The sequence below is a fragment of the Bradyrhizobium sp. USDA 4516 genome (assembly GCF_054055915.1).
Genome location: NZ_JBSRXT010000001.1, coordinates 3283865 through 3306093, shown reverse-complemented (window position 1 = coordinate 3306093; position 22229 = coordinate 3283865). Strand labels below are relative to the sequence as shown.

General features: G+C 64.8%; 20 protein-coding genes. 6 read left to right on the top strand and 14 right to left on the bottom strand.

The window, feature by feature from the left end:
- Positions 1-126: 126 nt before the first annotated feature.
- Positions 127-1305, bottom strand: coding sequence for an acetyl-CoA C-acetyltransferase (locus tag ACVI1L_RS15200; RefSeq protein ID WP_076824763.1), 1179 nt, complete (start codon positions 1303-1305; stop codon positions 127-129).
- Positions 1306-1618: 313 nt separating this feature from the next.
- On the opposite strand from ACVI1L_RS15200, the gene phaR reads away from it, so the two are divergent.
- A complete protein-coding gene (gene phaR / locus ACVI1L_RS15195; protein ID WP_057015574.1) occupies positions 1619-2209 on the top strand; it encodes a polyhydroxyalkanoate synthesis repressor PhaR in 591 nt (196 codons plus the stop codon).
- A 125-nt stretch (positions 2210-2334) separates the two neighbouring features.
- On the opposite strand, the gene ACVI1L_RS15190 is transcribed toward phaR, so the two are convergent.
- The 6 genes from ACVI1L_RS15190 to ACVI1L_RS15165 all read right to left on the bottom strand — a co-directional run bounded on the left by ACVI1L_RS15190 (position 2335) and on the right by ACVI1L_RS15165 (position 11112).
- Positions 2335-2721, bottom strand: a complete 387-nt coding sequence (locus ACVI1L_RS15190) for a RidA family protein (protein ID WP_225162692.1) — start codon at positions 2719-2721, stop codon at positions 2335-2337.
- Positions 2722-2978: 257 nt separating this feature from the next.
- Positions 2979-5315: an acetamidase/formamidase family protein gene (locus tag ACVI1L_RS15185; protein WP_456783215.1), complete on the bottom strand. Its 2337-nt coding sequence runs from the start codon at positions 5313-5315 to the stop codon at positions 2979-2981.
- Positions 5316-5397: 82 nt separating this feature from the next.
- Entirely contained in the window at positions 5398-6639 is a 1242-nt protein-coding gene (locus ACVI1L_RS15180) for an acetamidase/formamidase family protein (protein ID WP_456783214.1), read from the bottom strand.
- Positions 6640-6679: 40 nt separating this feature from the next.
- Positions 6680-8290 (bottom strand): amino acid ABC transporter permease/ATP-binding protein, encoded by a 1611-nt coding sequence (locus ACVI1L_RS15175; RefSeq protein WP_456783213.1) that lies wholly within the window; start codon positions 8288-8290, stop codon positions 6680-6682.
- A gap of 32 nt (positions 8291-8322) precedes the next feature.
- The gene (locus ACVI1L_RS15170; protein WP_076824695.1) at positions 8323-9216 is read right to left on the bottom strand and encodes an ABC transporter substrate-binding protein; all 894 of its coding nucleotides are present in this window, start codon (positions 9214-9216) and stop codon (positions 8323-8325) included.
- A gap of 204 nt (positions 9217-9420) precedes the next feature.
- Positions 9421-11112 carry an EAL domain-containing protein gene (locus tag ACVI1L_RS15165; RefSeq protein WP_456783212.1) on the bottom strand — a complete coding sequence of 564 codons (1692 nt, stop codon included), beginning with the start codon at positions 11110-11112 and terminating at the stop codon, positions 9421-9423.
- A gap of 219 nt (positions 11113-11331) precedes the next feature.
- Between ACVI1L_RS15165 and ACVI1L_RS15160 the strand changes: the two genes are divergently transcribed.
- A complete protein-coding gene (locus ACVI1L_RS15160; RefSeq protein WP_069279792.1) occupies positions 11332-11616 on the top strand; it encodes a hypothetical protein in 285 nt (94 codons plus the stop codon).
- 7 nt (positions 11617-11623) lie between these two features.
- On the opposite strand, the gene ACVI1L_RS15155 is transcribed toward ACVI1L_RS15160, so the two are convergent.
- The 3 genes from ACVI1L_RS15155 to mtgA form a co-directional block, all read right to left on the bottom strand.
- Positions 11624-12262, bottom strand: coding sequence for a hypothetical protein (locus ACVI1L_RS15155; protein ID WP_057015581.1), 639 nt, complete (start codon positions 12260-12262; stop codon positions 11624-11626).
- A gap of 143 nt (positions 12263-12405) precedes the next feature.
- Entirely contained in the window at positions 12406-12591 is a 186-nt protein-coding gene (gene rpmF / locus ACVI1L_RS15150; protein WP_021077536.1) for a 50S ribosomal protein L32, read from the bottom strand.
- Positions 12592-12751: 160 nt separating this feature from the next.
- Positions 12752-13423: a monofunctional biosynthetic peptidoglycan transglycosylase gene (gene mtgA / locus ACVI1L_RS15145; protein WP_028337347.1), complete on the bottom strand. Its 672-nt coding sequence runs from the start codon at positions 13421-13423 to the stop codon at positions 12752-12754.
- Positions 13424-13622: 199 nt separating this feature from the next.
- Between mtgA and ACVI1L_RS15140 the strand changes: the two genes are divergently transcribed.
- Complete coding sequence (locus tag ACVI1L_RS15140; RefSeq protein ID WP_076824685.1) at positions 13623-14543, top strand: polyprenyl synthetase family protein; 921 nt, start codon at positions 13623-13625, stop codon at positions 14541-14543.
- An 18-nt stretch (positions 14544-14561) separates the two neighbouring features.
- Positions 14562-15242 carry a DUF1345 domain-containing protein gene (locus tag ACVI1L_RS15135; protein ID WP_225162686.1) on the top strand — a complete coding sequence of 227 codons (681 nt, stop codon included), beginning with the start codon at positions 14562-14564 and terminating at the stop codon, positions 15240-15242.
- 78 nt (positions 15243-15320) lie between these two features.
- On the opposite strand, the gene ACVI1L_RS15130 is transcribed toward ACVI1L_RS15135, so the two are convergent.
- Positions 15321-15755, bottom strand: a complete 435-nt coding sequence (locus ACVI1L_RS15130) for a GFA family protein (RefSeq protein WP_456783211.1) — start codon at positions 15753-15755, stop codon at positions 15321-15323.
- Between the two features lie 250 nt (positions 15756-16005).
- On the opposite strand from ACVI1L_RS15130, the gene ACVI1L_RS15125 reads away from it, so the two are divergent.
- Together ACVI1L_RS15125 and ACVI1L_RS15120 are read left to right on the top strand one after the other, a co-directional pair.
- Positions 16006-16380, top strand: a complete 375-nt coding sequence (locus ACVI1L_RS15125) for a nuclear transport factor 2 family protein (RefSeq protein ID WP_016847513.1) — start codon at positions 16006-16008, stop codon at positions 16378-16380.
- A gap of 108 nt (positions 16381-16488) precedes the next feature.
- A complete protein-coding gene (locus ACVI1L_RS15120) occupies positions 16489-18096 on the top strand; it encodes a Na+/H+ antiporter (RefSeq protein ID WP_057015584.1) in 1608 nt (535 codons plus the stop codon).
- Positions 18097-18253: 157 nt separating this feature from the next.
- Here ACVI1L_RS15120 and ACVI1L_RS15115 read toward each other — a convergent pair whose 3' ends face one another.
- The 3 genes from ACVI1L_RS15115 to ispG all read right to left on the bottom strand — a co-directional run bounded on the left by ACVI1L_RS15115 (position 18254) and on the right by ispG (position 22120).
- The gene (locus tag ACVI1L_RS15115; protein ID WP_456783210.1) at positions 18254-19594 is read right to left on the bottom strand and encodes a Rieske 2Fe-2S domain-containing protein; all 1341 of its coding nucleotides are present in this window, start codon (positions 19592-19594) and stop codon (positions 18254-18256) included.
- A gap of 72 nt (positions 19595-19666) precedes the next feature.
- Positions 19667-20560 (bottom strand): TauD/TfdA dioxygenase family protein, encoded by an 894-nt coding sequence (locus tag ACVI1L_RS15110; protein WP_028343560.1) that lies wholly within the window; start codon positions 20558-20560, stop codon positions 19667-19669.
- A gap of 270 nt (positions 20561-20830) precedes the next feature.
- Positions 20831-22120, bottom strand: coding sequence for a flavodoxin-dependent (E)-4-hydroxy-3-methylbut-2-enyl-diphosphate synthase (gene ispG / locus ACVI1L_RS15105; protein WP_057016780.1), 1290 nt, complete (start codon positions 22118-22120; stop codon positions 20831-20833).
- Positions 22121-22229 lie beyond the last annotated feature (109 nt).

Genomic DNA, 22229 nt, shown 5'->3' with positions numbered 1-22229 from the left:
ACACTTTTCCGGATCATGCTCTCGAAACAAAAATGCCCGGCGCAAAGCCGGGCATCTTATTTATCAGCTCGCTTCGCGGTTGACAGATGATCTTTTCATCACCTAACCGGCCTCGCTGCCTTTTGTTCAGTCGCGTGCAACGCACATAGCGATGCCCATGCCGCCGCCGATGCACAGCGTCGCGAGGCCCTTCTTGGCATCGCGCTTCTGCATCTCGTGCAGCAGCGTCACCAGCACGCGCGCACCCGACGCGCCGACCGGATGGCCGATCGCGATCGCGCCGCCATTGACGTTGACCTTGGCCGGATCCCAGCCGAGGTCCTTGTTCACCGCGCAAGCCTGCGCCGCGAACGCCTCGTTGGCCTCGATCAGATCGAGGTCGGCGATGTTCCAGCCGGCCTTCTTCAGCGCGGCGCGCGAGGCGGGGATCGGGCCGGTGCCCATGATCTTGGGGTCGACGCCGGCCTGGCCCCACGACACGATGCGGGCCAGCACCTTCTTGCCCTGCTTGGCGGCTTCCTTGGCGGTCATCAGCACGACGGCGGCGGCGCCGTCATTGATGCCCGAGGCGTTGCCCGCGGTCACGGTGCCGTCCTTCTCAAAAGCCGCGCGGAGCTTGGCCATCGCGTCGAGCGTGGCGCCGTGGCGCGGATACTCGTCGGTGTCGACCACGATATCGCCCTTGCGGGACTTGATGGTGACCGGGACGATCTCGTCCTTGAACTTGCCGGCCTTCTGCGCCGCCTCGGCCTTGTTCTGCGAACCGACCGCGAACTCGTCCTGCTGCGACCGGGTGATCTGGTACTGCTTGGCGACGTTCTCGGCGGTGTTGCCCATGTGGTAGCCGTTGAAGGCATCCCACAGCCCGTCCTTGATCATGGTGTCGATCAGCTCGAGGCCGCCCATCTTGACGCCGCCACGCAGATATTGCGCGTGCGGGGCCATGCTCATGGATTCCTGGCCGCCGGCGACGACGATCGAGGAATCGCCGTTGAGCAGCGCCTGGTAGCCGAGCGCCACGGTGCGCAAGCCCGAGCCGCAGAGCTGGTTGACGCCCCAGGCCGGGCTTTCCACCGGGATGCCGGCCGCGATCGAGGCCTGGCGGGCCGGGTTCTGGCCCTGCGCGGCGGTGAGGATCTGGCCCATGATGACTTCGGAGACCTGACCGCCCTCGACGCCGGCACGCTCCAGCGCCGCCTTGATGGCGATGGCCCCGAGGTCATGGGCCGGCGTGGTGGCGAAAGCGCCGTTGAAGCTACCGACGGGGGTGCGGGCGGCGCTGACGATGACGACATCGTCTGACATGGACATCTCCTATGGGTTGTAGCTGGGTTTCTCGACGGCGGGCGGCCGATTTGGCGGGCCTGTCTCTTGACGGCTATCCTGTAAACCTCGTTGAGACATGTCAATCGCACTGTCGGGCAAATCGCGCCGCGACGCACTCAAAATGACGCCCTTGGCACTTTCCTGAGCAAATCCTATGCTTTGGAATTAACCGCACAGCACAAAACTGTAGCCGAACCGCTTTGAAAATGCTTACCTTTGCTGCGATGCGTTGCATTTTGCCCTGCGGCGATGCCGTAGGGTTCCAGGTTATTCGGTGTTGAAGTGAGAGCCCATGGCAAAATCTGAACAACCGACCACGATCAAGAAATACGCGAACCGGCGGCTCTATAATACCGGGACGAGCACCTATGTCACGCTCGAGGATCTCGCGGCGATGGTGAAGGAAGGCGAAGATTTCCTCGTCTATGACGCCAAGACCGGCGACGACATTACCCGCTCCGTGCTCGCGCAAATCATCTTCGAGCAGGAAAACAAGGCCGGGCAGAACCTGCTGCCGACCACTTTCCTGCGCCAGCTGATCCGCTTCTACGGCGACAGCATGCAGATGGTGGTGCCGAAATATCTCGAACAGTCGATCGAGACGCTGACCAAGGAACAGGAAAAATTCCGCAAGCAGATCGCGGGCGCGCTGAGCGGGACACCGTTTGCGCCGCTGGAAGAACAGGTCCGCCGCAACATGGAGCTGTTCCAGCAGACCTTCTCGATGTTCAAGCCGTTCGTGCCGCAACGCGGTGGCGGCGAGGCCGACAAGGCGCCGGAGCCCACGCCCGATGACGGCAACATCGACGATCTTCGCCGCCAGATGAAGGACATGCAGGAACGCCTCGAGCGCATGTCGCAGCCGACGAAGAAGGACGAGTAGGTCTCGTTCAGGTCCGCTGCCGGCCCGGCCGGACCTCCGGCCGCCATCACTTCTGAAGTCCTGACGGCGGCTCTCGCCGACGTCGGGCGGTCTCCGTCTGGTCGAGCATACCCTCGCGGGCGCGTCTATGCAGGCCGGCGGCAGACGAGATCGATTTCGATCAACGCATCATAGGCGAGACCGGTGACGCCGACGCAGGTGCGGGCCGGCAGGCGGTCGGACGGGAAATAGCTGCGATAGGTCTCGTTCATCGCCGCATAATCTTCCTTGAAGCGCGTCAGATAGATGCGCGACATCACGATATGCTCGAGGCCGAGATCGAGGCCCGCAAGCACCACGCGCAGATTCTCCATCACCGCGCGGGTCTGCGCCACGATGCCCTCGGGCAATAGGCCGGGTGCGGCCGGCGTATCCGGCATCTGGCCGGTGACGAAGACGAAGCCGTCCGTCTCGACCGCGTGGCTGAACGGCGCGACCGGCTTCGGGCCACCGGATATCATGTGAAACTGCAACGACGTCTCCTCGCCTGCTCTTTGATGGATCATGATGCGCGTCTACGGCATCGCATCATGATCTCATGTCTTTGTTCGAGCATGATCTTTCACGCTCTAGTGTCCCGAATCCGAAGTTCGCATCATTTGCCGCACCTTCGGAGCGAACTTCGGATTCGATAAGGACACTAGCAAACTTATGATTCTAGTGTGCTTTATGAATGCGAAGTTCGTGAAAGTGGCTGCCGCGAAATCGCACGAACTTCGCATTCAGCACACTAGTTTTGCGGCGCGTGATCGAAGACGCGCTTGCTGAGAATGGCATGGACGCCCCAATTGCCGTCCACCACCTGCGTCACGCCGAAATCCACCGCCACCGACATCAGCGCGATCGCCTCGTCCTCGGTAAGGCCTTTGATGTTCATCAGGAAGCGGCGCATCTTGCGGAACGCATCCTTCATCGCGAGATCGAGCGACGAGGTCGCGTAGACCTCGCTCTGCCCCTTGGCGCCGAATTCGGCGAGATAGTTGGGATGACTGAAGCCCATCAGCACCCAGTCGGCTTCGGTCTCGATCAACGGATAGGTAAGATCGGCGAAGGGCTGATTGGTAAGCTCGTTCTTCTTGTGCAGGATGACCTGGAACGTGCCGGTCATCGAACATTCGATGGCGGTGCCGCCGAGTTCGCCGTCACCCTGCGCAGCATGGGGATCGCCGACTGACAATAGCGCGCCCGGCACCGACACCGGCAGATAGACCGTCGAGCCCTTGCCGAGCCGCCAATTGTCGAGATTGCCGCCGAAATATGCGGGCGGGACGGAATCGACAAGCTCGGCCTCGCGCGGCGCAAGCGCGATGACTCCGAAATGCGGGCGCAGCGGAATGCGGATGCCGTCGAGCACGTCGTGGCGGCGCCGCACCGATGACGGCGGGATCGGGATGCCCGGATAGTCGTAAGTCTTGTGCAGCGTCCCGAACGGATCGGTCTGCGGCTCCCAGCGATAGGAATACAGCGCACGGGCATGCGGCGCGTCATCGTCGTCGACGATCTCGTAGATCGTCACCGCCTCATGGGCGTTCTGCTCGGCAAGGAACTCCTTGTAGTGATAGCCCCACCAGGCCGCGACGCTGCTGCCGAACACGCGGCCCTCGAAGTCCGGATTGCGGCTCGCGCGCGGCGCGATGTCGAGGATGCGGATTTCCAGTACGTCCCCTGGCTCCGCGTCCTTCACGGCCACCGGCCCGGTGCAAATGTGAACGCCGAATCCCTCGCCGGCGCCGCGGCCGTAGATCGAGGCATCGAGCGGGCCGGCGCCGCGGCGATCGACGTTCTTCCGATCGCGCGTCCAGTGGAACACGCTCTCCGCGCCTGGATCTCCCTTGATCATGCGCTCGGGATCGTCGGAGGCGTGCTGGGTCAGCGTCTCAATGGTGATGGTGTCGCCGGAGCCGATCTCGACCTGCGGCGGCAACGAATGGCTGAAATAGCCCCAATGCACGCGCGAGGCATCCGCGGCGAGATGGTGATGGCGCGGCGCGTCCGCGATCTCCACGTCATGGGCGTTGAACGGCGCAGCCGTCCTGCGCACCAGCGCTGCGCGCCGGCTGCACATTTGCGCCAGCGCCTGTTGAGGCCAGCCGCGTTGCACCGTGGCCGCGGATGCGGTCTGCCGCTCGGCTTCATGCTGGCGGAATTCGCGCGGCGACAGACCGAAGCGCTGGCGAAACGCGCGGCTGAAATGGGCAGAGTCGTTGAAGCCGACGCGGAACGCGATCTCGGAAATCGAACGATGCGCCTCGGCGGGATTCGACAGATCGGCCCAGGTGCGCTGCAGCCGACGTTCGCGCAGGTAATGCGTGAAACTGGTGCCGGCCCCCTCGAACAGCTTTTGCAGATAGCGTTCAGAAATGCCCTCGGCACTGGCGATTTTGACCGGCGTCAGATCGGGTTCCTCGAGGCTGCGTTCGACGGTCTGACACAGGCGATGCAGCGTCGCTGCCTTGGAAGCGCCGCCGCCGCCGCGATCGCCCGCCGTCTCGCCATGCTGACGCATGAAGGTCGGCAGCAGATCGGCGAGACTTCGCGCCAGCGCCGTCCATTCGACATCGGACAGCGCGTCGAGATCGCGCGCGGCGAGCTCCATCATCTGCGCGAATACGCTGCCAAAGCCGCCGGGCTGGAGCACCCGCACCTCGCCGCCTTGCAACGTGGCGCGATGGCGATGTGCCGGTTCGGACGTCACCGACAGCACTACCGCGCGCATCTCGCGCTGGAACGACACGCTCCAATCCCCTGCGCGTGGCAGCAAGAGAAGATGCCGCGCAGCAACGATCTGATAACCGGTGGTCGTCTTCAGCGCCACCCCGTCTTCGAGCGGCAGCAGCACCAGCGGATGATCGGCCACAGCATCCGTGCGCGGCGACACCGATTGTGGCCCTGCCGAAAGCCTGGCCAGCGTCACGCCCTGAAAGCTGCGCCGCACCGCGATGGCATGGCCGGCATGGGTGCTCGTGGCGACCGTGGGCTGCAAGCCGACCGACGCCAGGACGTCCCGCCACGCCTCGGGGCGGTCGCCTTCGGAGTAGGATTCACTCGTGAACGGACGCAACCTCATGCATCGACCTTTATGGCCGAAGCGAAGCAATCTCCGTGCCATCCCCAAGGATGACACGTCCTGCTCGGTGGCCGGCGCGTGATCAGTCACACCGGAACACGTTCTTGCGGATGGTCCCGTGCACGCCCCAATTGGCGTCGACCACCTGCGTCACGCCAAAATCTGCCCCCACCGACATAAGCGAGATCGCCTCGTCCTCGCTGAGCTTGTGCACCGTCATCAGGAAGCGCCGCATCTTGCGAAAGGCGTCGCGCATGGCGCGGTCGAGGCTGGAGTGATTGGCGATTTCGAGCTGCGCATTGGCGCCGAGCTCGGCGAGATAGTTCGGGTAGGTGAAGCCGTAGACCGACCAGGCGTCGGGGGTTTCCAGCATCGGATGCGTCAGGCCTTCGAGCTGTGTGCCGCCGAGATCGCGATGCTTGTGCAGGATGAATTCGAAATCGCCGGTGAGCGAGGTCTCGATCGCCGTGCCGCCGAGCTCGCTGTCGCCCTGCGCGGCATGCGGATCACCGACCGAAAAGAACGCACCGGGCACCGCAACCGGATAGAACATCTTGGCCCCCTTGCCGACGCGCCAGTCGTCGATGTTGCCGCCGGTATAGCTCGGCGGGATCGAGGAGACGAAATCCTGCTCCGACGGCGCGAGGCCCATGGTGCCAAAATGCAGCCGCGCGGGCACACGGACATTGCTCAGAACATTCTCACGCTTGACGACGGTGGCGTGATCGACGCGGACGCCGGGATAATCGATGGTCGGGTGCACGATGCCATCAGGATCGGTCTGCGGCGTCCAGATATAATTGTAGACCGCTTTGGCGAAAGGCTCACCCGACGCGTCGAGCTCGAAGATCGTCACCACCTCGCGTGGCTTCGGCTCTTCGATCAGGTCGTGATAGTGAAAGCCCCAATTGGCCGCGACGTTGGAGCCGAAGCATTTGCCGGCATGGCAGGCGTTGCAGGCCGGCCTCGGTCGCACGTCGAGAATGCGAACCTCCAGCACGTCGCCCGGCTCGGCGCCTTCGATCGCCACCGGACCGGTGAGCAGGTGCACGCCGACGCCTTCGCCGGAGCCGCGGATGAACGGCCCTTCGATGGGCCCCGAACCGCGCCGCACCACCGCCTTGTGCTCGCGCGTCCATTTGAACACGCTCTCGGCACCCGGATCGCCCTCGATCATGCGCTCGTAATCGTCATTGGCGTGATGCGTCAGCGTCTCGATGGTCGCGCGGTCGCCGGACTTCAGCGTCAATGCCGGCGCCACGACCTTGCTGAAATAGCCCCAATGCACAGTCTTCGCAGATACCGGCAGCAGATGATGTTTCACGCAGGGGTCCTCACGCGGATGGAAACGGAACGGGTTCTATTCATGCGACCTCGGCCTCCATGGCATTGAGGAAACGCTGCGCGACCGGATTGCGCGGATTGCTCAGCACCTCGTCGGCCGGGCCCTCCTCGACGATCGCGCCATCCGCCAGCAGCACCACGCGATCAGCGACTTCACTGGCGAAGCGCAGTTGATGGGTCGAGATGATCATGGTGAGGCCGTCTTCCACCGCGAGGCGACGGATCACTTCAAGGACCTCATTGACGAGTTCGGGATCGAGCGCGGAGGTCGGCTCATCCAGCAACAGCACGCTGGGATTCGGCGCGATCGCACGGGCGATGGCGACGCGCTGCTGCTGGCCACCGGAGAGATGCCGCGGCAGCGCATCGGCGCGGTGGCTGAGGCCGACGCGCCCGAGCAGTTCGGTCGCCCGGCGATCCGCATCTATGCGCGACACGCCATGCACCCAGCGCAGCGGCCCGGCGATGTTCTCCTTCGCGGTGAGGTGACCGAACAGGTTGAACTGCTGGAACACCATACCGACACCGACCTCGGCGCGCGCCTGCGCCAACAGTCGCGGCGACAGCGCCTTGCCGCTATCGCTGAAGCCGAGCCGGCGACCGCCGACCTTGATGCTGCCGTCGTTCCAGAGTTCGAGATTGTTGATACAGCGGAGCAGCGTGCTCTTGCCGGAGCCGGACGGCCCGAGCAGCGCGACCACCTCGCCGATCCGCACCGTGAGATCGACGCCGGCGAGCACCATTTGCTTGTCATAGCTTTTGCGCAATGCGGCAACATCGACCGCCACATTGTTCCGCTTCAGGATCTCGTTGCGTTTGGCACGATCGACACGCTCGGTCTGCGCCCGCGGCGGCGGCAATTCGGCGACACCGGCATCGGGCAAGATCTCGGGCGGCGCGTCCTCGGCCGCAATCAGCGGATCATCGAATCCCTGCGCGCGATACCCCGGCATCATCCGCATCAGCTTGATCTGCTTCGATGCGCGGTCGAGATCGAACAGCCATTCGAGGAACAGCTGGATGCCGGCGATCGCCGCGGTAAGGAACAGATAGATCAGGCCCGAGGCGAAGAAGATCGAGAAGAAATCGAAAGTTGCCGACGCCATCTGGGTCGAACGCAACGTCAGCTCCTGCACGGCGATCACCGACGCCAGCGAAGAATTCTTCAGCGCGCTGACGGTCTCGTTGCCGAAGGCGGGGATCATCGAGCGGATCGCCTGCGGGGCGATGATCCGGCGCATCAGGACGCCGGGCGTCATGCCGAGCGCCTGCCCGGCCAGCACCTGGCCGCGATCGACGCCGAGCACGCCGGAGCGCAGCATCTCGGCGATGAACGGAGCTTCGTTGCAGGCCAGCGCGAGGCCGGCGGCGAGAATGGCCGGTAGCTTGATGCCGATCTGCGGCAGGGCATTATAGGCGAACACCATCTGCAGGATCAGCGGCGTGCCGCGAAAGATCACGGTGTAGACCCGGGCGAAGGACGCCAGCGCCCTGAAGCGGCTGAGTTGCATCCACGCCAGGATCACACCGAGGATCAGGCCGCCGAGCAGACCGAGGGCGGTGACCTGCAAGGTCGCCTGAATGCCCTCGATCATATACGGCATGGTCAAATAGTGGAGGAACAGCTCCATGGAGCATGTCGTCCTTTTGCCGGTGCTGGGGCCTACTTGACCGTCAGCAGACCGGGCTCGATCAGGTTCTCCGGATCGAGATTCCACTTCTTCAGCAACGCGAGCTGATCGCCCGATTTGTAGATCTCGGTCAGCGCCGCCTTCACGGCATCGCGGAAGGCCGGTTTGTCCTTGGGCACGCCGATGCCGACCTTGTACGGGATCGTCACCGCGATAGCTTTTTCGAGCTTGTCCGGATAGGCCTTCACCGCATTGTCGACGGTGTTGACGTCGTTGACATAGGTGTCGGCGCGTCCGGCCAGAATCGCCTGGATGCAGTTGGCGTTGTTGTCGTAGAGCTGAATGGTCGGCTCAGGCTTGCCCTCCTTCTTGCACTCCGGCACGAGCGCCTGGATCAGCGGAACTTCAACGTAGCCTGTGTTCTCGGCCGCTGCCGCACCGCACATCGAGGTGTTGATGCCGGAGATCTTCTTCGGATTGCCCTTGGCGACCAATACGCCGTCGAACACCTTCGAATAGGTGATGAAGTCGGCCGCCTTGGCACGCTCTTCCGTGGCGTAGATGTCGGAGATCACAATGTCGGCCTGACCACTGGACAGCGTGGTCAGAAGTGCGGCGAAGGTCACCGCCTTGTAGGTCAGCTTGAAGCCGAGGCATTCGCCGATCTGCTCGCCGAGATCGATATCGAAGCCGACATATTTGCTCGGATCCTTCGGATCGATCGACTCGTAGCCCGGCGTATGCGGATTGATTGCGTTGACGAGGGTCTTGCCCTTCCAGTCCGGATACTTTGCCTGCAGCTCCGCACAGGCGGCCGGCGCAGCTGCCCTGGCGTCGGTTGGAGCACCGACGCCCACAACGAGCAATGCCCCTAACGCTGCGATGTGCATGAGTTTGTACGCGCGCGGAAAAGATAACGTGACCATTCGATCCTCTTTCGACGTTGTCATGGCGCAAGCCACGGTCCAAACCTCGAAGAAGTAAACGGCGGTCTCCGGCGGAAAACTTGTCTGGGGACGCACAATTAATTGGATGAACTCCCGCCAAACCTTGGGCAGGACGCGCTCATATTTTGAGCAATCCCTTTCGCGGGTATCACGACCGATATTGTGAAGCGGCCTATGGCCGCTTCAGCCCGTGGCGGGCACGGGCTTCTCCGCCGACGCGTTCCACGGGCGGTCCGGCGAGGCGAGGCCGATCAGGCGGCCCTGGATGAAGTCGCAGCCCCATTCGCGCAGCATCACGGCGGCTTCCTCGTCCTGCACCCATTCGGCGACCGTCCTGATCTCGAGGCGGCGGGCGAGATCGATCAGCGTTTGCACGAAAGCGCGGTCGTCGGCCGAACGCACGATGTTCTGCACGAAGGCGCCGTCGATCTTCACGATGTCGACGCCGAGCTTGCGCAAGTTGCGGAACGAGGTGTAGCCGGCGCCGAAATCGTCGATCGCGATCCGGCTGCCGAAGTTCTTCAGGCGCGTGACAAAGCCGCGCACGTCGTCGATATCCTGGATCGCCACCGTCTCGGTGATCTCGACGATCAGCCGCTCGCCGACGCCGTGATGCGCGCGCATCAGGGATTCGATGGTGGCCCACCAGTCCGGATCCATCGTGGTGTCGGGCGAGATGTTGAGGCTGAGCTGTACGCCGGGAGCGGCAGCGAGCTCGGCGATGGCGAGCTCCAGCACACGGTGATCGACCAGCCGGATCAGGCCGAGCCGCTCGGCGACCGGCACGATATCGGGCGCGAGCAGCGCGCGGCCGTCGTCCTGCTCCATCCGGACCAGGCACTCGTAGAACGCGGGCTGCCGCAGGCGCGCATCGACCACGGGCTCGAAGCCGATCACGATGCGGCGCTCGTTCAGCGCGGTGACGATCTCGTCGGTGACGCGGATGTTGACGCGGCGCTGGGCGTCGCGCTCGACATTCGGCTTCCACAGCGCGAACGATCCGGCGCGGCGGCTCTTGGCCGCGTCCAGCGTCTCCTGGGCGCGATTGACCGCCTCCTCCGCCGACCGCGCATGGCGGGGAATGGTGACGGCGCCGATCGAGACCGTCACCGATACCGGGCCGGACTTGGTCGGCACCACCTCGTCGCGCACCGCGGCCAGGAAGCGCTCGGCCGCGACATTGGTGTCGTCGACGGTGCAGTTGCGCAGGATCAGGCCGAACTTGTTGCCGGAGAAGCGGCCGAGCATGTCGCCGCTGCGCAGCCGCGCACGAATCCGCTTCGCGACCTCGGCGATGACGGCGTCGGCGACATCGAAGCCAAAGGCATCGTTGACGCGCGCGAGGTGATCGATGCCGATCAGCATGAAGGCGCAGGAGGAGCGGAAGCGCGCGCACTCCTCCATCGTCTCGGCGAGCGAGGCGATCAGATGGGTGCGGTTGAGCTCATTGGTCAGCGGGTCGTGCCGCGACAGCTTCAGCAGCTGCTCGTCGCGGGCATGCCGCTCATTGTTGATGCGGACGACGCCCTGCACGCGCGCCGGCCTGCCGTCGGCGCCGGCAAACCAGCAGCCGGTCTCCTCGATCCAGATCACCGGCGCCGAGGTGACGGCCCGCACGCCATATTCGATCCGGTAGGGAACGCCCTCCCCGCCGCGTACCGGCGCCGGCGCGCCGAGCGCATCGGATCGCACCGAGCGCGATGGCTCGATCAGCTTTGCAAGCTCGGCGCCGCTCGCCAGCGCCGCGACCGGGATATCCGGGAAGACTGCCGCCACATTGTCGCTCCAGGCGATCGCATCGCTCGCGAGGTCCCAGGCGAATGTCGCTTGGCCGAGCGAGGCGAGGATGCTGGCAGCTGGCGGGACAGGGGGCATCGAACATGTCTCGATTTGGGACGGCACCCGGTGATTCTACACGCTCTCAAGATAGTGGTTCCGGCGAATCCAACGCTAGGTGAAGTTGATAAATAATCTGGAAACCACGTTTTCGACTGTCCGGGAACGAACTGGGGACGGCGGGCATGACCCTTGCCACAGGGGTGTTGCGGAGGGCCGCAACGTCCCAAACTATGACGCTCCAACGGGTCGCAGACGATGCCGGATATCGATCAATCGGAAATCCTCGACGGCGAGTGCACCGGCGATGCTGCGGCGGCCAGCACGGCGCTGGTGCCGCTGGCCGCGACCACCCATTGGGCGCCCAAGATCCCGCTGCCGCATGCCGATCCGTCGTTTGTGGCTCATCTGATCGCCACCGCCGCACACGAACCGCAGACGCGCGGGCAGCGGCGTGGGTCATTGGCCGACGCGCAGAGCGCTTACGGCCCGCATGTCGACGAACGCCGCAGCGTGGCGCGGCGGACCCGGCAGATCATCTAGGAAAATATCAGCGCTGCGGCGCGTCCGACGGCGGATGGCCGCCCGGCTGCAAATCCGGCGAGGTCACCGTCGGCTTTGGCGCGGACTGATCGAGTAGCACGGATTCCGCAACCGACGTCGCCGAGGGGACCGGTGCGGCCGGTGGCGGCGCGGCAGGCGCCGGCGCGGCGACAGGCGCGGGCTCAGGCCGGGGTGCCGGCTCCGCTACGGGTGCAGGTTGCGGTGCCTCAGCTGCCGCAGGGTGCGCCCTGCCGGCGCTGGGCGCCGGTGCGACCACCGCACGGCGGCGGGTGCGCAGCGCAATTCCGGAAATGAAATCGACCAGCGCCAGCAGCGTGAGCAAGCCATAGGTCGAGTTGCCGAATTTCGGCCAGAGCACGAATTCGGCAGCGGCGGCGCCGAACACGATCAGCGACAGCAGATGGTCGGTGAGATATTTCGCGCCGGGGCGCGCGCCCTTGATGACCTCGAGCAGCAACAGCAGTACGGCGGCGGCGAGCAGCATGTCGCTGAGCGTGATCTGCCACTGCTCGCCCGACAGCAATGTCAGCCTGATCAGCGGGTCGGTGAACGACACGCCGGGCATCAGGAAAGCGATGATGTTGTAGACCGCGAGCGGAACGAGCAGCAGCGGAAAACCGACCATCGGGGCTTGCGCCTTATTCAGGGAGAACCAGCAATGCGGCGATGCTCATTGGCCTCGCCGCGGACGCGCCCGTCTTGGCCGCACTCGTTGACCGAATTCAGGCGCCGCGCCGCATGGCTGCGGCGCGTAGGCCGAATGTCCGATCAGGACTCTTTCTTGGCCTTCAGGACCTGGCGGCCCTTGTACATGCCGGTCTTCAGGTCGAGGTGGTGCGGACGGCGCAGTTCGCCGGAGTCCTTGTCCTCGACATAGGTCGGGGTCTTGATCGCATCGGCCGAACGGCGCATGCCACGGCGCGACGGCGAGGTTTTTCTTCTGGGAACGGCCATGACGGTGTCCTCTAGGGGTGTTGCGGAGGCATCGTCCGAAATGGGGACGAGCGCACAGCGCTTCAAAGCGCCAGCTGCGATGCCGGTAAGGCCGCGCTTATAGAGGAAGGCACTGCGTAAAGCTAGGGCCGGAGACAGCAAAAAGCGTCCGAAATCGGCCTCAGGAGCCGCGATTTTCGCGCCAGCAGCGCGTCACGGAGTTGGCCCGGACCATATAGGTGGCGGACAGCCTGCGGACCCCCGGGCCGGGGTTCCGGGCGCTCCTCTTGACCGGATTCGGCAGGATCGCGGCCAAAAGCGCGGCCTCGCGGGCTGACAGCCCAGCGGCGGACCGGCCGAAGGCATATTGGGCGCCGGCTTCGGCGCCGAACTGGCCGGACGGGCCCATTTCCGCGATATTGAGGTAGATTTCCAGGATCCGCTGCTTGGGCAGCACGAGATCGATCCAGAGCGCCAGCGGCAGTTCCAGCCCCTTGCGGATCACGCTGCGGCCGGACCACAGGAACAGGTTCTTGGCGACCTGCTGGGTGATGGTCGAGCCGCCGCGGGCCACCTCGCCATCCTCGGCGTCGTCGAGCACCTCGCGCAGCGCGCCCCAGTCGATGCCCCGATGCTTGCAGAAATGAGCATCCTCCGAGCCGACCACGGACCGCACCAGATAAGGCGACATCGCGCCGAAATCGATCCAGTGCCGCGTCACCGGGGCCCCGCGCAGGGTCCGCCACGCCATCAGCGCCGAAACCGGATGGCCGGTGCGATAGAACGGCGCCACCAGATACGGCAGCAACAGCAGCGCCAGCAAAAGCAGCAATAAAATTCGGACGATGCGCAAAACAGGGGTTTCCGGGGAGGACCATTCCAGGAAGGATTTGGGACCCGCCCGCCAGAACACGGCCGGCGCCGTCGACGTCTGCGGGATAATTCACGGTTTTTCCAGCACTTTTAAGGCGCATTCCGTCGCAGGGCGGGAATTGACGAAGCCGATGCCATCAACGATTGTCCGGCCGAAAATCGATCTGGAGCAATTCTTAATGACGACCGGTACTGCAGAGTTTTCCAAGCGGCTGGACCAGACCGCGGAGGATACCGAAGCCCTGCTCGCCAAACTGCTGTCCGACGCGACCGAAAGCGATGAGATCGTGCGCCCGAAGCGGCTGATCGAGGCCATGCGCTATTCGAGCCTCGGCGGCGGCAAGCGGCTGCGGCCGTTCCTCGCGGTCGAGAGCGCGGCGGTGTTCGGCATCCCACGCGAATCCGCGCTGCTGGTCGGCGCCGCGCTGGAATGCATCCACTGCTACTCGCTGATCCACGACGATCTGCCGGCGATGGACAATTCCGATCTGCGCCGCGGCCGCCCGACCCTGCACAAGGCCTATGACGACGCCACCGCAATCCTCGCCGGCGACGCGCTGCTCACCATCGCCTTCGACATCATCACCCGTGATGCGATCCACAAGGACGCCCAGGTCCGCCTGCTGTTGACCCGCGCGCTGGCGCGCGCCTCCGGCGTCGGCGGCATGGCCGGCGGCCAGATCCTCGACCTCGCCGGCGAAGGCCGCTTCGGCGACCGCGAGCCGGTCGATGTCGCGCGCCTGCAGCAGATGAAGACAGGCGCGCTGCTCCGCTTCGGCTGCATCGCCGGCGCGATCCTCGGCCAGTCCTCGCAAAAGGAGTACCAGGCGCTCGACGATTACGGCAAAGCGCTCGGTGAAGCCTTCCAGATCGCCGACGATTTGCTCGACGTCGAGGGCGACGCCGCCGCGCTCGGCAAGCCGGCCGGCGCTGACGCCGCGCTCGGCAAGACCACGTTCGTCACCCAGCTCGGCATCGATGGCGCCAAGCAGCGCGTCCGCGATCTCCTCGCGCGTGCCGACGCCGCGCTGTCGGTGTTCGGCGACCGAGGCGACGTGCTGCGCGCGGCCGCCCGCTTCGTCGCCGAGCGCAAGAACTAGCCGAGAGCACAGCGCGAAATGAACAAGGAGATCGACGACCGCCTTGTTCGCTTCCGCAAGCTGCCGCTGCCGGTCCGCGTCGTCGTGGGCCGGCCGCGCACCTTCGGCTCGATCGCTTTCGGTATCCTGGCTGCGCTGCTGGTGCCGGGAGCACCGCGCATCGTCACGCGCCTGCTCGCGGGCTGGGATGCCTTCGCCGCGCTGTATCTCGTGCTTGCCTATGTGATGATGCTGCGCTGTGGCGTCGCCCATATCAAGCGAAGCGCCATCCTGCAGGACGACGGACGTTTCCTGATCCTGCTGCTGACCGCGTTCGGCGCGCTGGCGAGCCTCGCCGCCATCGTGTTCGAGCTCGGCGCATCAAAGGGCAGCCCGGCCGGACTGGCGCTGGCAATCGTCACCATCACGCTGTCATGGGCCTTGGTGCACACCGCGTTCGCGCTGCACTACGCCCATGAGTATTACCGAGGCAAGACGCCCGGCGGATTGCAGTTTCCGAGCGGCGAGGAACATGCCGACGCCGATTACTGGGACTTCGTCTATTTCTCGTTCGTGATCGGCATGACCGCGCAGGTCTCCGACGTCGGCATCACCGACAAGATCATCCGCCGCACCGCGACCGTGCACGGCATCATCTCGTTCGTGTTCAACACCGCGCTGCTCGCCCTGATGGTGAACATCGCCGCGAGCGCAATCTAGCTGCGCGGCATGATGAGATGCCGTGCGCAGGGCGGTCGGCAAGGGCTACAAGCAGCACGCCGATGACGTCGTGCGAATTTATTCCCCGCCTTGCGTCACGTGCTCCTGATATTGCGGCAGATCGTCCGATATCGCGTACCACGGCGCCTTGGAGCCGACGAAGATATGGGCGGTCGGCCGGATCGCCGGCGCATCGCGCAGCGTACCCATCGCGACATGGACATAGGCGCCGCCGCGGACCTGCGAATAGAGCAGCGAGCCGCAGCGGCCGCAATGCGCGTCGTGGGCGAGCTCATCGCCATAGATCAGGAGCCCATCAGCGCCGCCGACCACGGTGAATTTGTCGCGCGCGATTCCCGCGAACGGCTTGAACGCCGATCCCGTGGTGCGCCGGCAGTTCGAGCAGTGACAATTGAGCGCATAGGCAAACGCGTCGGCCACCTCGTAGCGCACGTCGCGGCAGAAGCATTCGCCGGTCAGGATATGTTCGTTCGAATTTGCAGATGCGGTCACAACTCGTCCCTCACGCAGAATTTTGTCGCCGGCCATGGCGCAATCTAGCGGTTCATGGCTAAATCCTAGCATTGTGTCTCTGACAGTCCATTCCGTCATTCCGGGGCGCGACGAAGTCGCGAACCCGGAATCCAGAGGTTGTGGATCGAGATTCCGGGTTCTCGCTTCGCGAGCCCCGGAATGACACTGAGTGAATCACGCGTCAGAGACGCAACACTAACAGATCAAACCCTGCCGGGAGGACCAACCAATGAGCCAAGATCGATCCAGCGTCGAAAGCGTCGTGCAAACCTATTTCGACGGTCTCTACGAGAGCAATGCCGACAAGCTCGCCGAGGCTTTTCATCCGAGCGCCGATTTGCGCTGGGTGGAGAAGGGCGAGCTGAAGGTCCTGACCGTGCCGGACTGGCTTGCCCTGGTGCGCAAGCGCACCTCGGCGAAGGCCGAAGGCAAGCCGCGCGAGGATTTTATCGTCACCATCGACCGCTCCGACGACAACACCGCCTTCATCAAGGTGCGCTGCCAGCTGCCGCCGCGCTATTTCACCGACTATCTGGTGGCGATGAAGCTCGCCGACGGCTGGCAGATCGTCTCGAAGTCGTACCGCTACGACCTCAGGGATTGATCGACCGGGCGCGGCGCGCCCGCGACGGCTTTGTGACACGCCCCCCGCGGTCCGGCTCCGGCCGGACCGCATTGACTGGCACCGGTTTCCGGGCGAATTGAGCCCGTTATGGAAGCCAAATTTCAGATTTTTCTCACTTTGCTCGGCGTGCTGGCGGGAACCGCCCTGGTGGCGCGGCGGACCGATATCGCGCCCGCGATCCTGCTGCTGCTGGTCGGCATCGTGCTCGCCTTCGTGCCGGGCATGCCGTCGCTGGAACTGCCGCCTGAGCTGGTGCTGCTGGTGGTGCTGCCGCCGCTGATCTATTCGGCGAGCGTCGCGATGAGCTGGCGCGAGTTCAAGGCCAACCTGCGGCCGATCATCCTGCTGTCGGTCGGCTGCGTGATCTTCACCGCCTTCATGGTCGCGGCCGCGACCCATTATCTGATCGGCCTGCCCTGGAGCATCGGCTTCCTGCTCGGCGCCATCGTCGCGCCGCCTGACGTGGTCGCGCCGCTGGCGATCGCCCGCAGGCTCGGCATGCCCCGCCGCATCCTGGTGGTGCTCGAGGGCGAAGGGCTCGCCAATGACGCGACCGCGCTGATCCTCTACCGCTTCGCGCTCGCCGCGATCACCACCGGACTGTTCTCGCTGCCGAAGGCGACCGGCACCTTCCTCGTCATCGTCGCCGGCGAGATCGCGTTCGGCACCGCGGTCGGCTGGCTCAGCCTGCGCGCCCGCCGCCGCGCCAGGGATCCGCAGGTCGAGATCACGCTGTCGCTGATCACGCCCTACCTCGCCTACTGGATCCCCGAGCATTTCGGCGGCAGCGGCGTGATCGCGACTGTCGCCTGCGGCCTCTACATGAGCTGGAACGGACCGCTGTTGATCTCGGCCGCGACGCGCCTGCAGGGCATCTTCTTCTGGGACTTGATCATCTATCTGATCGAGGGCCTGCTGTTCCTCTTGACCGGCTTCCAGATGCGTTCGCTGTACGAGAAGTCGAAGTCGTTCCCGCTGCACGACATCCTCACCGCGACCGTGCTGGTCGCCGTCATCGTGATCGTGGCGCGCTTCGTCTGGGTGTTTCCCGGCACCTATCTGCCGCGCTGGATCAGCCGACGCGTGAGCGAGCGCGATCCGCTGCCGTCGTGGCGGGCGGTGTTCGTGGTCGCCTTCACCGGCGTGCGCGGCGCGGTCTCGCTCGCCGCGGCGCTGGCGCTGCCGCTGACATTGCCGAGCGGAGACGCCTTCCCGTATCGCGACCTGATCCTGTTCGTCGCCTTCGGCGTGATCTTCGTGACGCTGGTCGGGCTCGGCCTCACTCTGCCACCGGTGGTGCGCTGGCTCGGCCTCGCCAGGGACGGGCGCAGCGAGCACATCGCCGAGCACGAGCAGGAGATCGCGGCGCGGCGCGAGGCGCTGAACGCCGCGCTGAAGTCGCTCGATGCCATCACCGACGACCGCGAGCTTTCCGACGAGGTCATCAAGCTCTTGCGCTCGCGGCACGAGATCCGGATCAACCAGCTGCCCGACTCGCTCAATCCCGACACGCACGACGTCTCCGCCACCGGCACCGAGCTGACGCGGGAGCTGATCGCCTCCGAGCGCAAGTTCATCCATATGCTGCTGCGCGACGGCAAGATCACCGACGAGACCAGGCGGCGGATCGAGCGCGACCTCGACCTCGAGGAAGCCAGCCTCGCCAACCGCGAGTATCGCAGGATTCCGTTGTAGCGCGTGTAGCGCGCGGTATCCCTCCCCACGTCGTCCCGGCGCAGGCCGGGACCCATAACCACCGTCGCTGGCTTGGCGAAGGTTCGGGCCACAGCGCATCTCAACAATATCCAACGGTGGTTATGGGTCCCTGCTTTCGCAGGGACGACAGCAGAGATTACTCCGCCGCGGCGTTCTGGCCGGGACCGCCGACGAAGCCGGCGGGATCGCCGAACCGCTCGATCATGACGGCCGTGAGGTCCTTGGTCTTGCTGGTGACGCAGGCGCCGGAGCGCACGGTGTAACGGTCCTGATGCTGAGCATGCGGCGGCGCCTCGCCCTTTTGCAGCGCGCGGGCCGCCTCCATGACCAGCTTGCGGAAATGCATGATGCCGAGATCGGTCGGGCCGAGATGCTCGCGGGTACGGTCGGCGATCGGGCCCTGGCTGTCCTGCACCGCGGCGTCCTGCTCGGAGACGCCCTTGATGCCGGTGTAGCTCTTGGTCCGCTGCAGCTTGCGGTCGATCAGATAGTCGTTGGCCTTGTTGCGCAGCGGCACGTAGTTCTCGTCGACGACAGCCATTACGCCGTTGCCGTTGGCGTAGCCTTCGCGCTCGGCATCGGTCAGCGGCCGGTGGGGATTCCACGCATAGGTGTAGATCCAGCAATTGGTGTCGGTGACCGGCACGAAGGTCTGGCCGAACATGTTCTCGCCCGGCATCGAGCTCGGCGCGTAGCTGTGGAACGGCATCAGGAACTGGGCGATGCGCCAGTAGATGTTGTCGCTGCCGGTGAGCCGTCCGCCCGCCACCGTGAGGCCGGCCTCATGCGGATTGATCTTGATCACCGGGCGCGGGTCCTCGGCGATCCAGCGCATGTGATCGGTCGCGACCCGGGTCAGCGGGTTCACGAAATGCTTCTTGATGTCGAGGATCTCGTTCTCCTCCTTCTCGAAGGAGAGATGCGCGAAGGTGAAATGCGCGGTGTCGATCGAGCCTTCCACCGCCTGCACCCAGTTGCAGTCCTGCCACTTCTTGGTGACGAAGCGGTGCGAGGCCGGCAGCAGCGCCATCTCCAGCGCCGGCAGTTCTGGCATCTGATCGGCCGGGCCCATATAGGCCCAGATCATGTCGCCCCATTCGCGCACCGGATGGGACTTGATCCGGATCAGGTCCTTTGCGTTGAGGTCGGGATACGAGGTCGGCATATCGACGCAGCGGCCGTCGGTATCGAACTTCCAGCCGTGATAGACGCAGCGGATGCCGCATTCCTCGTTGCGGCCGAGCCAAAGATTGGCGCCGCGATGCGGGCAGTACTGGTCGATGACGCCGACCACGCCTCTGGTGTCGCGGAAGGCGAGCAGCTCCTCGCCCATGACAACGATCTTCTTCGGGTCGCTGTCCGGCTCCGCCAGTTCCTCGGACAGCAGCACCGGAATCCAGAACCGCCGCAGCAATTCGCCCATGCCGGTCCTCTCACCGGATTCGGTGAGGAATTTGTTGTCCTCGGCGCGAAGCATGGGCGGTCTCCCGATGGCATTTTTCAGTTCGTAGTTCGTAGGATGGGTGGAACCAACGCAGCACGCAATTCCTCACACCGGCCGCTCTCCCTTCACGGTGACGCGGGTGCCGGAGCGGGTGTGCGGCCAGTAATCCCACATCGCGCGGTGCTGGGCGCAGCGGTTGTCCCAGAACGCGATCGCGTTCTCGGTCCAGCGGAAGCGGCACTGGAACAGCGGGTTCTCGGCGTGCTGGTAGAGATAGGCCAGCATGGCGTCGCTCTCGTCGCGCGGAATGCCGACGATGAAGCGGGTGAAGCCGCGATTGACGTAGAGCGATTTCTTGCCGGTCACCGGGTGGGTGCGGACCACCGGATGCTCGGCGCGAGGATATTCCCGCTTGTCGGCGACGCCGTAGTTCGCATACAGGCCACGATAGGTCTGCTCGCCGTCATGCAGCGCGGTCAGCCCGTCGAGATAGGCCTTCATGCGGTCCGACAGCGCCTCATAGGCGGCGTACATGTTGGCGAACAGGGTGTCGCCGCCGCGCGGCGGGCACTGCTTGATGTAGAGGATCGAACCCATCGGCGGCTCGAGATCGCAGGACACGTCGGTGTGCCAGCCCTCGCCATTCGCGCGTGGCGAATCCTTGTCGGCATAGATCTTCATCAGCGCCGGATCGCCCTCGTTGGGCGCGGCCGGATGCACATGCAGCTCACCGAACTTGCGGCCGAAGGCGAGATGCTGGTCGGGACTGATGTGCTGGTCGCGGAAGAAGATGACGAGGTTTTCGGCGAGCGCGCGATGGATCTCGTCCATCTGGCGGTTGGAGCGCGCATCGTCGCCGACCAGCTTGCCGATATCGACGCCGGAGATCTCCGCGCCGATGATCGGCGTCAGCTTCTCGACGCCGATGGTCTCATAGGGCTCGGATTGGTCGGCGAGGTGGCGATAGCGCGGACCCTGCTTGCCGGATAGCGAGCTCATGGGCGTTCTCCCAATCATTCTTGATTGGGAGCATGGTAACGCGCATCGACGGAAGCGCAATCTGCGCCTCAAACATATCTGTCGTCCCGGACAAGCGCAGCGAAGCGGAGCGCAGATCCGGGACCCATAACCACAGGATCGGGTTTTGCGAAGGCTGGTAACCCGCATCTCGCGCCACAACCACATCCTGTGGTTATGGGTCCCTGCTCCCGTGCGCAATTGCGCACTAGGCAGGGACAAGGTTGAGTGTGGGTCACGCGCGGAGTGAAACTACTCCGCGGCGCCGGCCTGCTCCGGCAGCTTGGCGCCGTTGCCGTAGCGCTGGTCGATATAGTCGATCACCAGTGCCTTGAAGTCGGCGGCGATGCCGGGGCCGCGCAGGGTGCGGAACTTCTTGCCGTCGACGAAGACAGGCGCGGCCGGCGCTTCGCCGGTACCGGGCAGCGAGATGCCGATATTGGCATGCTTGGATTCGCCCGGGCCGTTGACGATGCAGCCCATCACCGCGACGTTGAGCTGCTCGACGCCCGGATACTTGGTCTTCCAGGCCGGCATCTCGTCGCGGATGAAATCCTGGATCGAGCGCGCCAGCTCCTGGAACGTGGTCGAGGTCGTGCGGCCGCAGCCCGGGCATGCCGCAACCAGCGGCACGAAGGTACGGAAGCCCATGGTCTGCAGCAATTCCTGCGCGACCTGCACTTCCAGCGTGCGGTCGCCGCCGGGCTCCGGCGTCAGCGAGATGCGGATGGTGTCGCCGATGCCCTGCTGCAGCAGGATGCCGAGCGCGGCCGAGGAGGCCACGATGCCCTTCGAGCCCATGCCGGCCTCGGTGAGGCCGAGATGGATCGCATAATCCGAGCGGCGCACGACTTCCTGATAGACCGCGATCAGGTCCTGCACGGCCGACACCTTGGCCGACAGGATGATCTTGTTCTTCGGCATGCCGAGCTCTTGCGCACGCGCGGCCGACAGCAGCGCCGACTGCACCATCGCCTCGCGGGTCACGGCGCGGGCATCGCGCGGATTCGCAGACGCCGTATTCTCGTCCATCAGCTTGGTGAGCAGTTCCTGGTCGAGCGAGCCCCAATTGGCGCCGATGCGCACCGGCTTGTTGTTCTTGTTGGCGATCTCGATGATGTCGGCGAACTGGGTATCGCGCTTGTTCTTGAAGCCGACATTGCCGGGATTGATGCGGTACTTGTCGAGCGCCTCGGCGCAGGCCGGATATTCGGCGAGCAGCTTGTGCCCAATATAGTGGAAGTCGCCGATCAGGGGCGTGGTGATGCCGCGCTTGCGCAGGCCGTCACGGATGTGCGGCACGGCAGCGGCGGCTTCCTCGCGGTCGACGGTGATGCGGACCATCTCGGAGCCGGCGCGGGACAGCGCGGCAACCTGGGCGATGGTGCCGTCGACATCGGCGGTGTCGGTGTTGGTCATCGACTGCACGACGATCGGCGCGCCGCCGCCGACGGCGACGTTGCCGACCATGACCTGCGTGGTTTGGTGCCGCGGCGCGGGGCCGGCGACGTCGTCTTGCGGCAAAATCTCGGGCTTGTTCATGGCGTCTCGAATATCAGGTTTTGGTGACATTCACCAAGGGGGCGATGGGCCTCGCGCGCGACGGGCCAAGCGATCGTGTTTCGGAGTGAATTCAATAGCTTATGGCGCC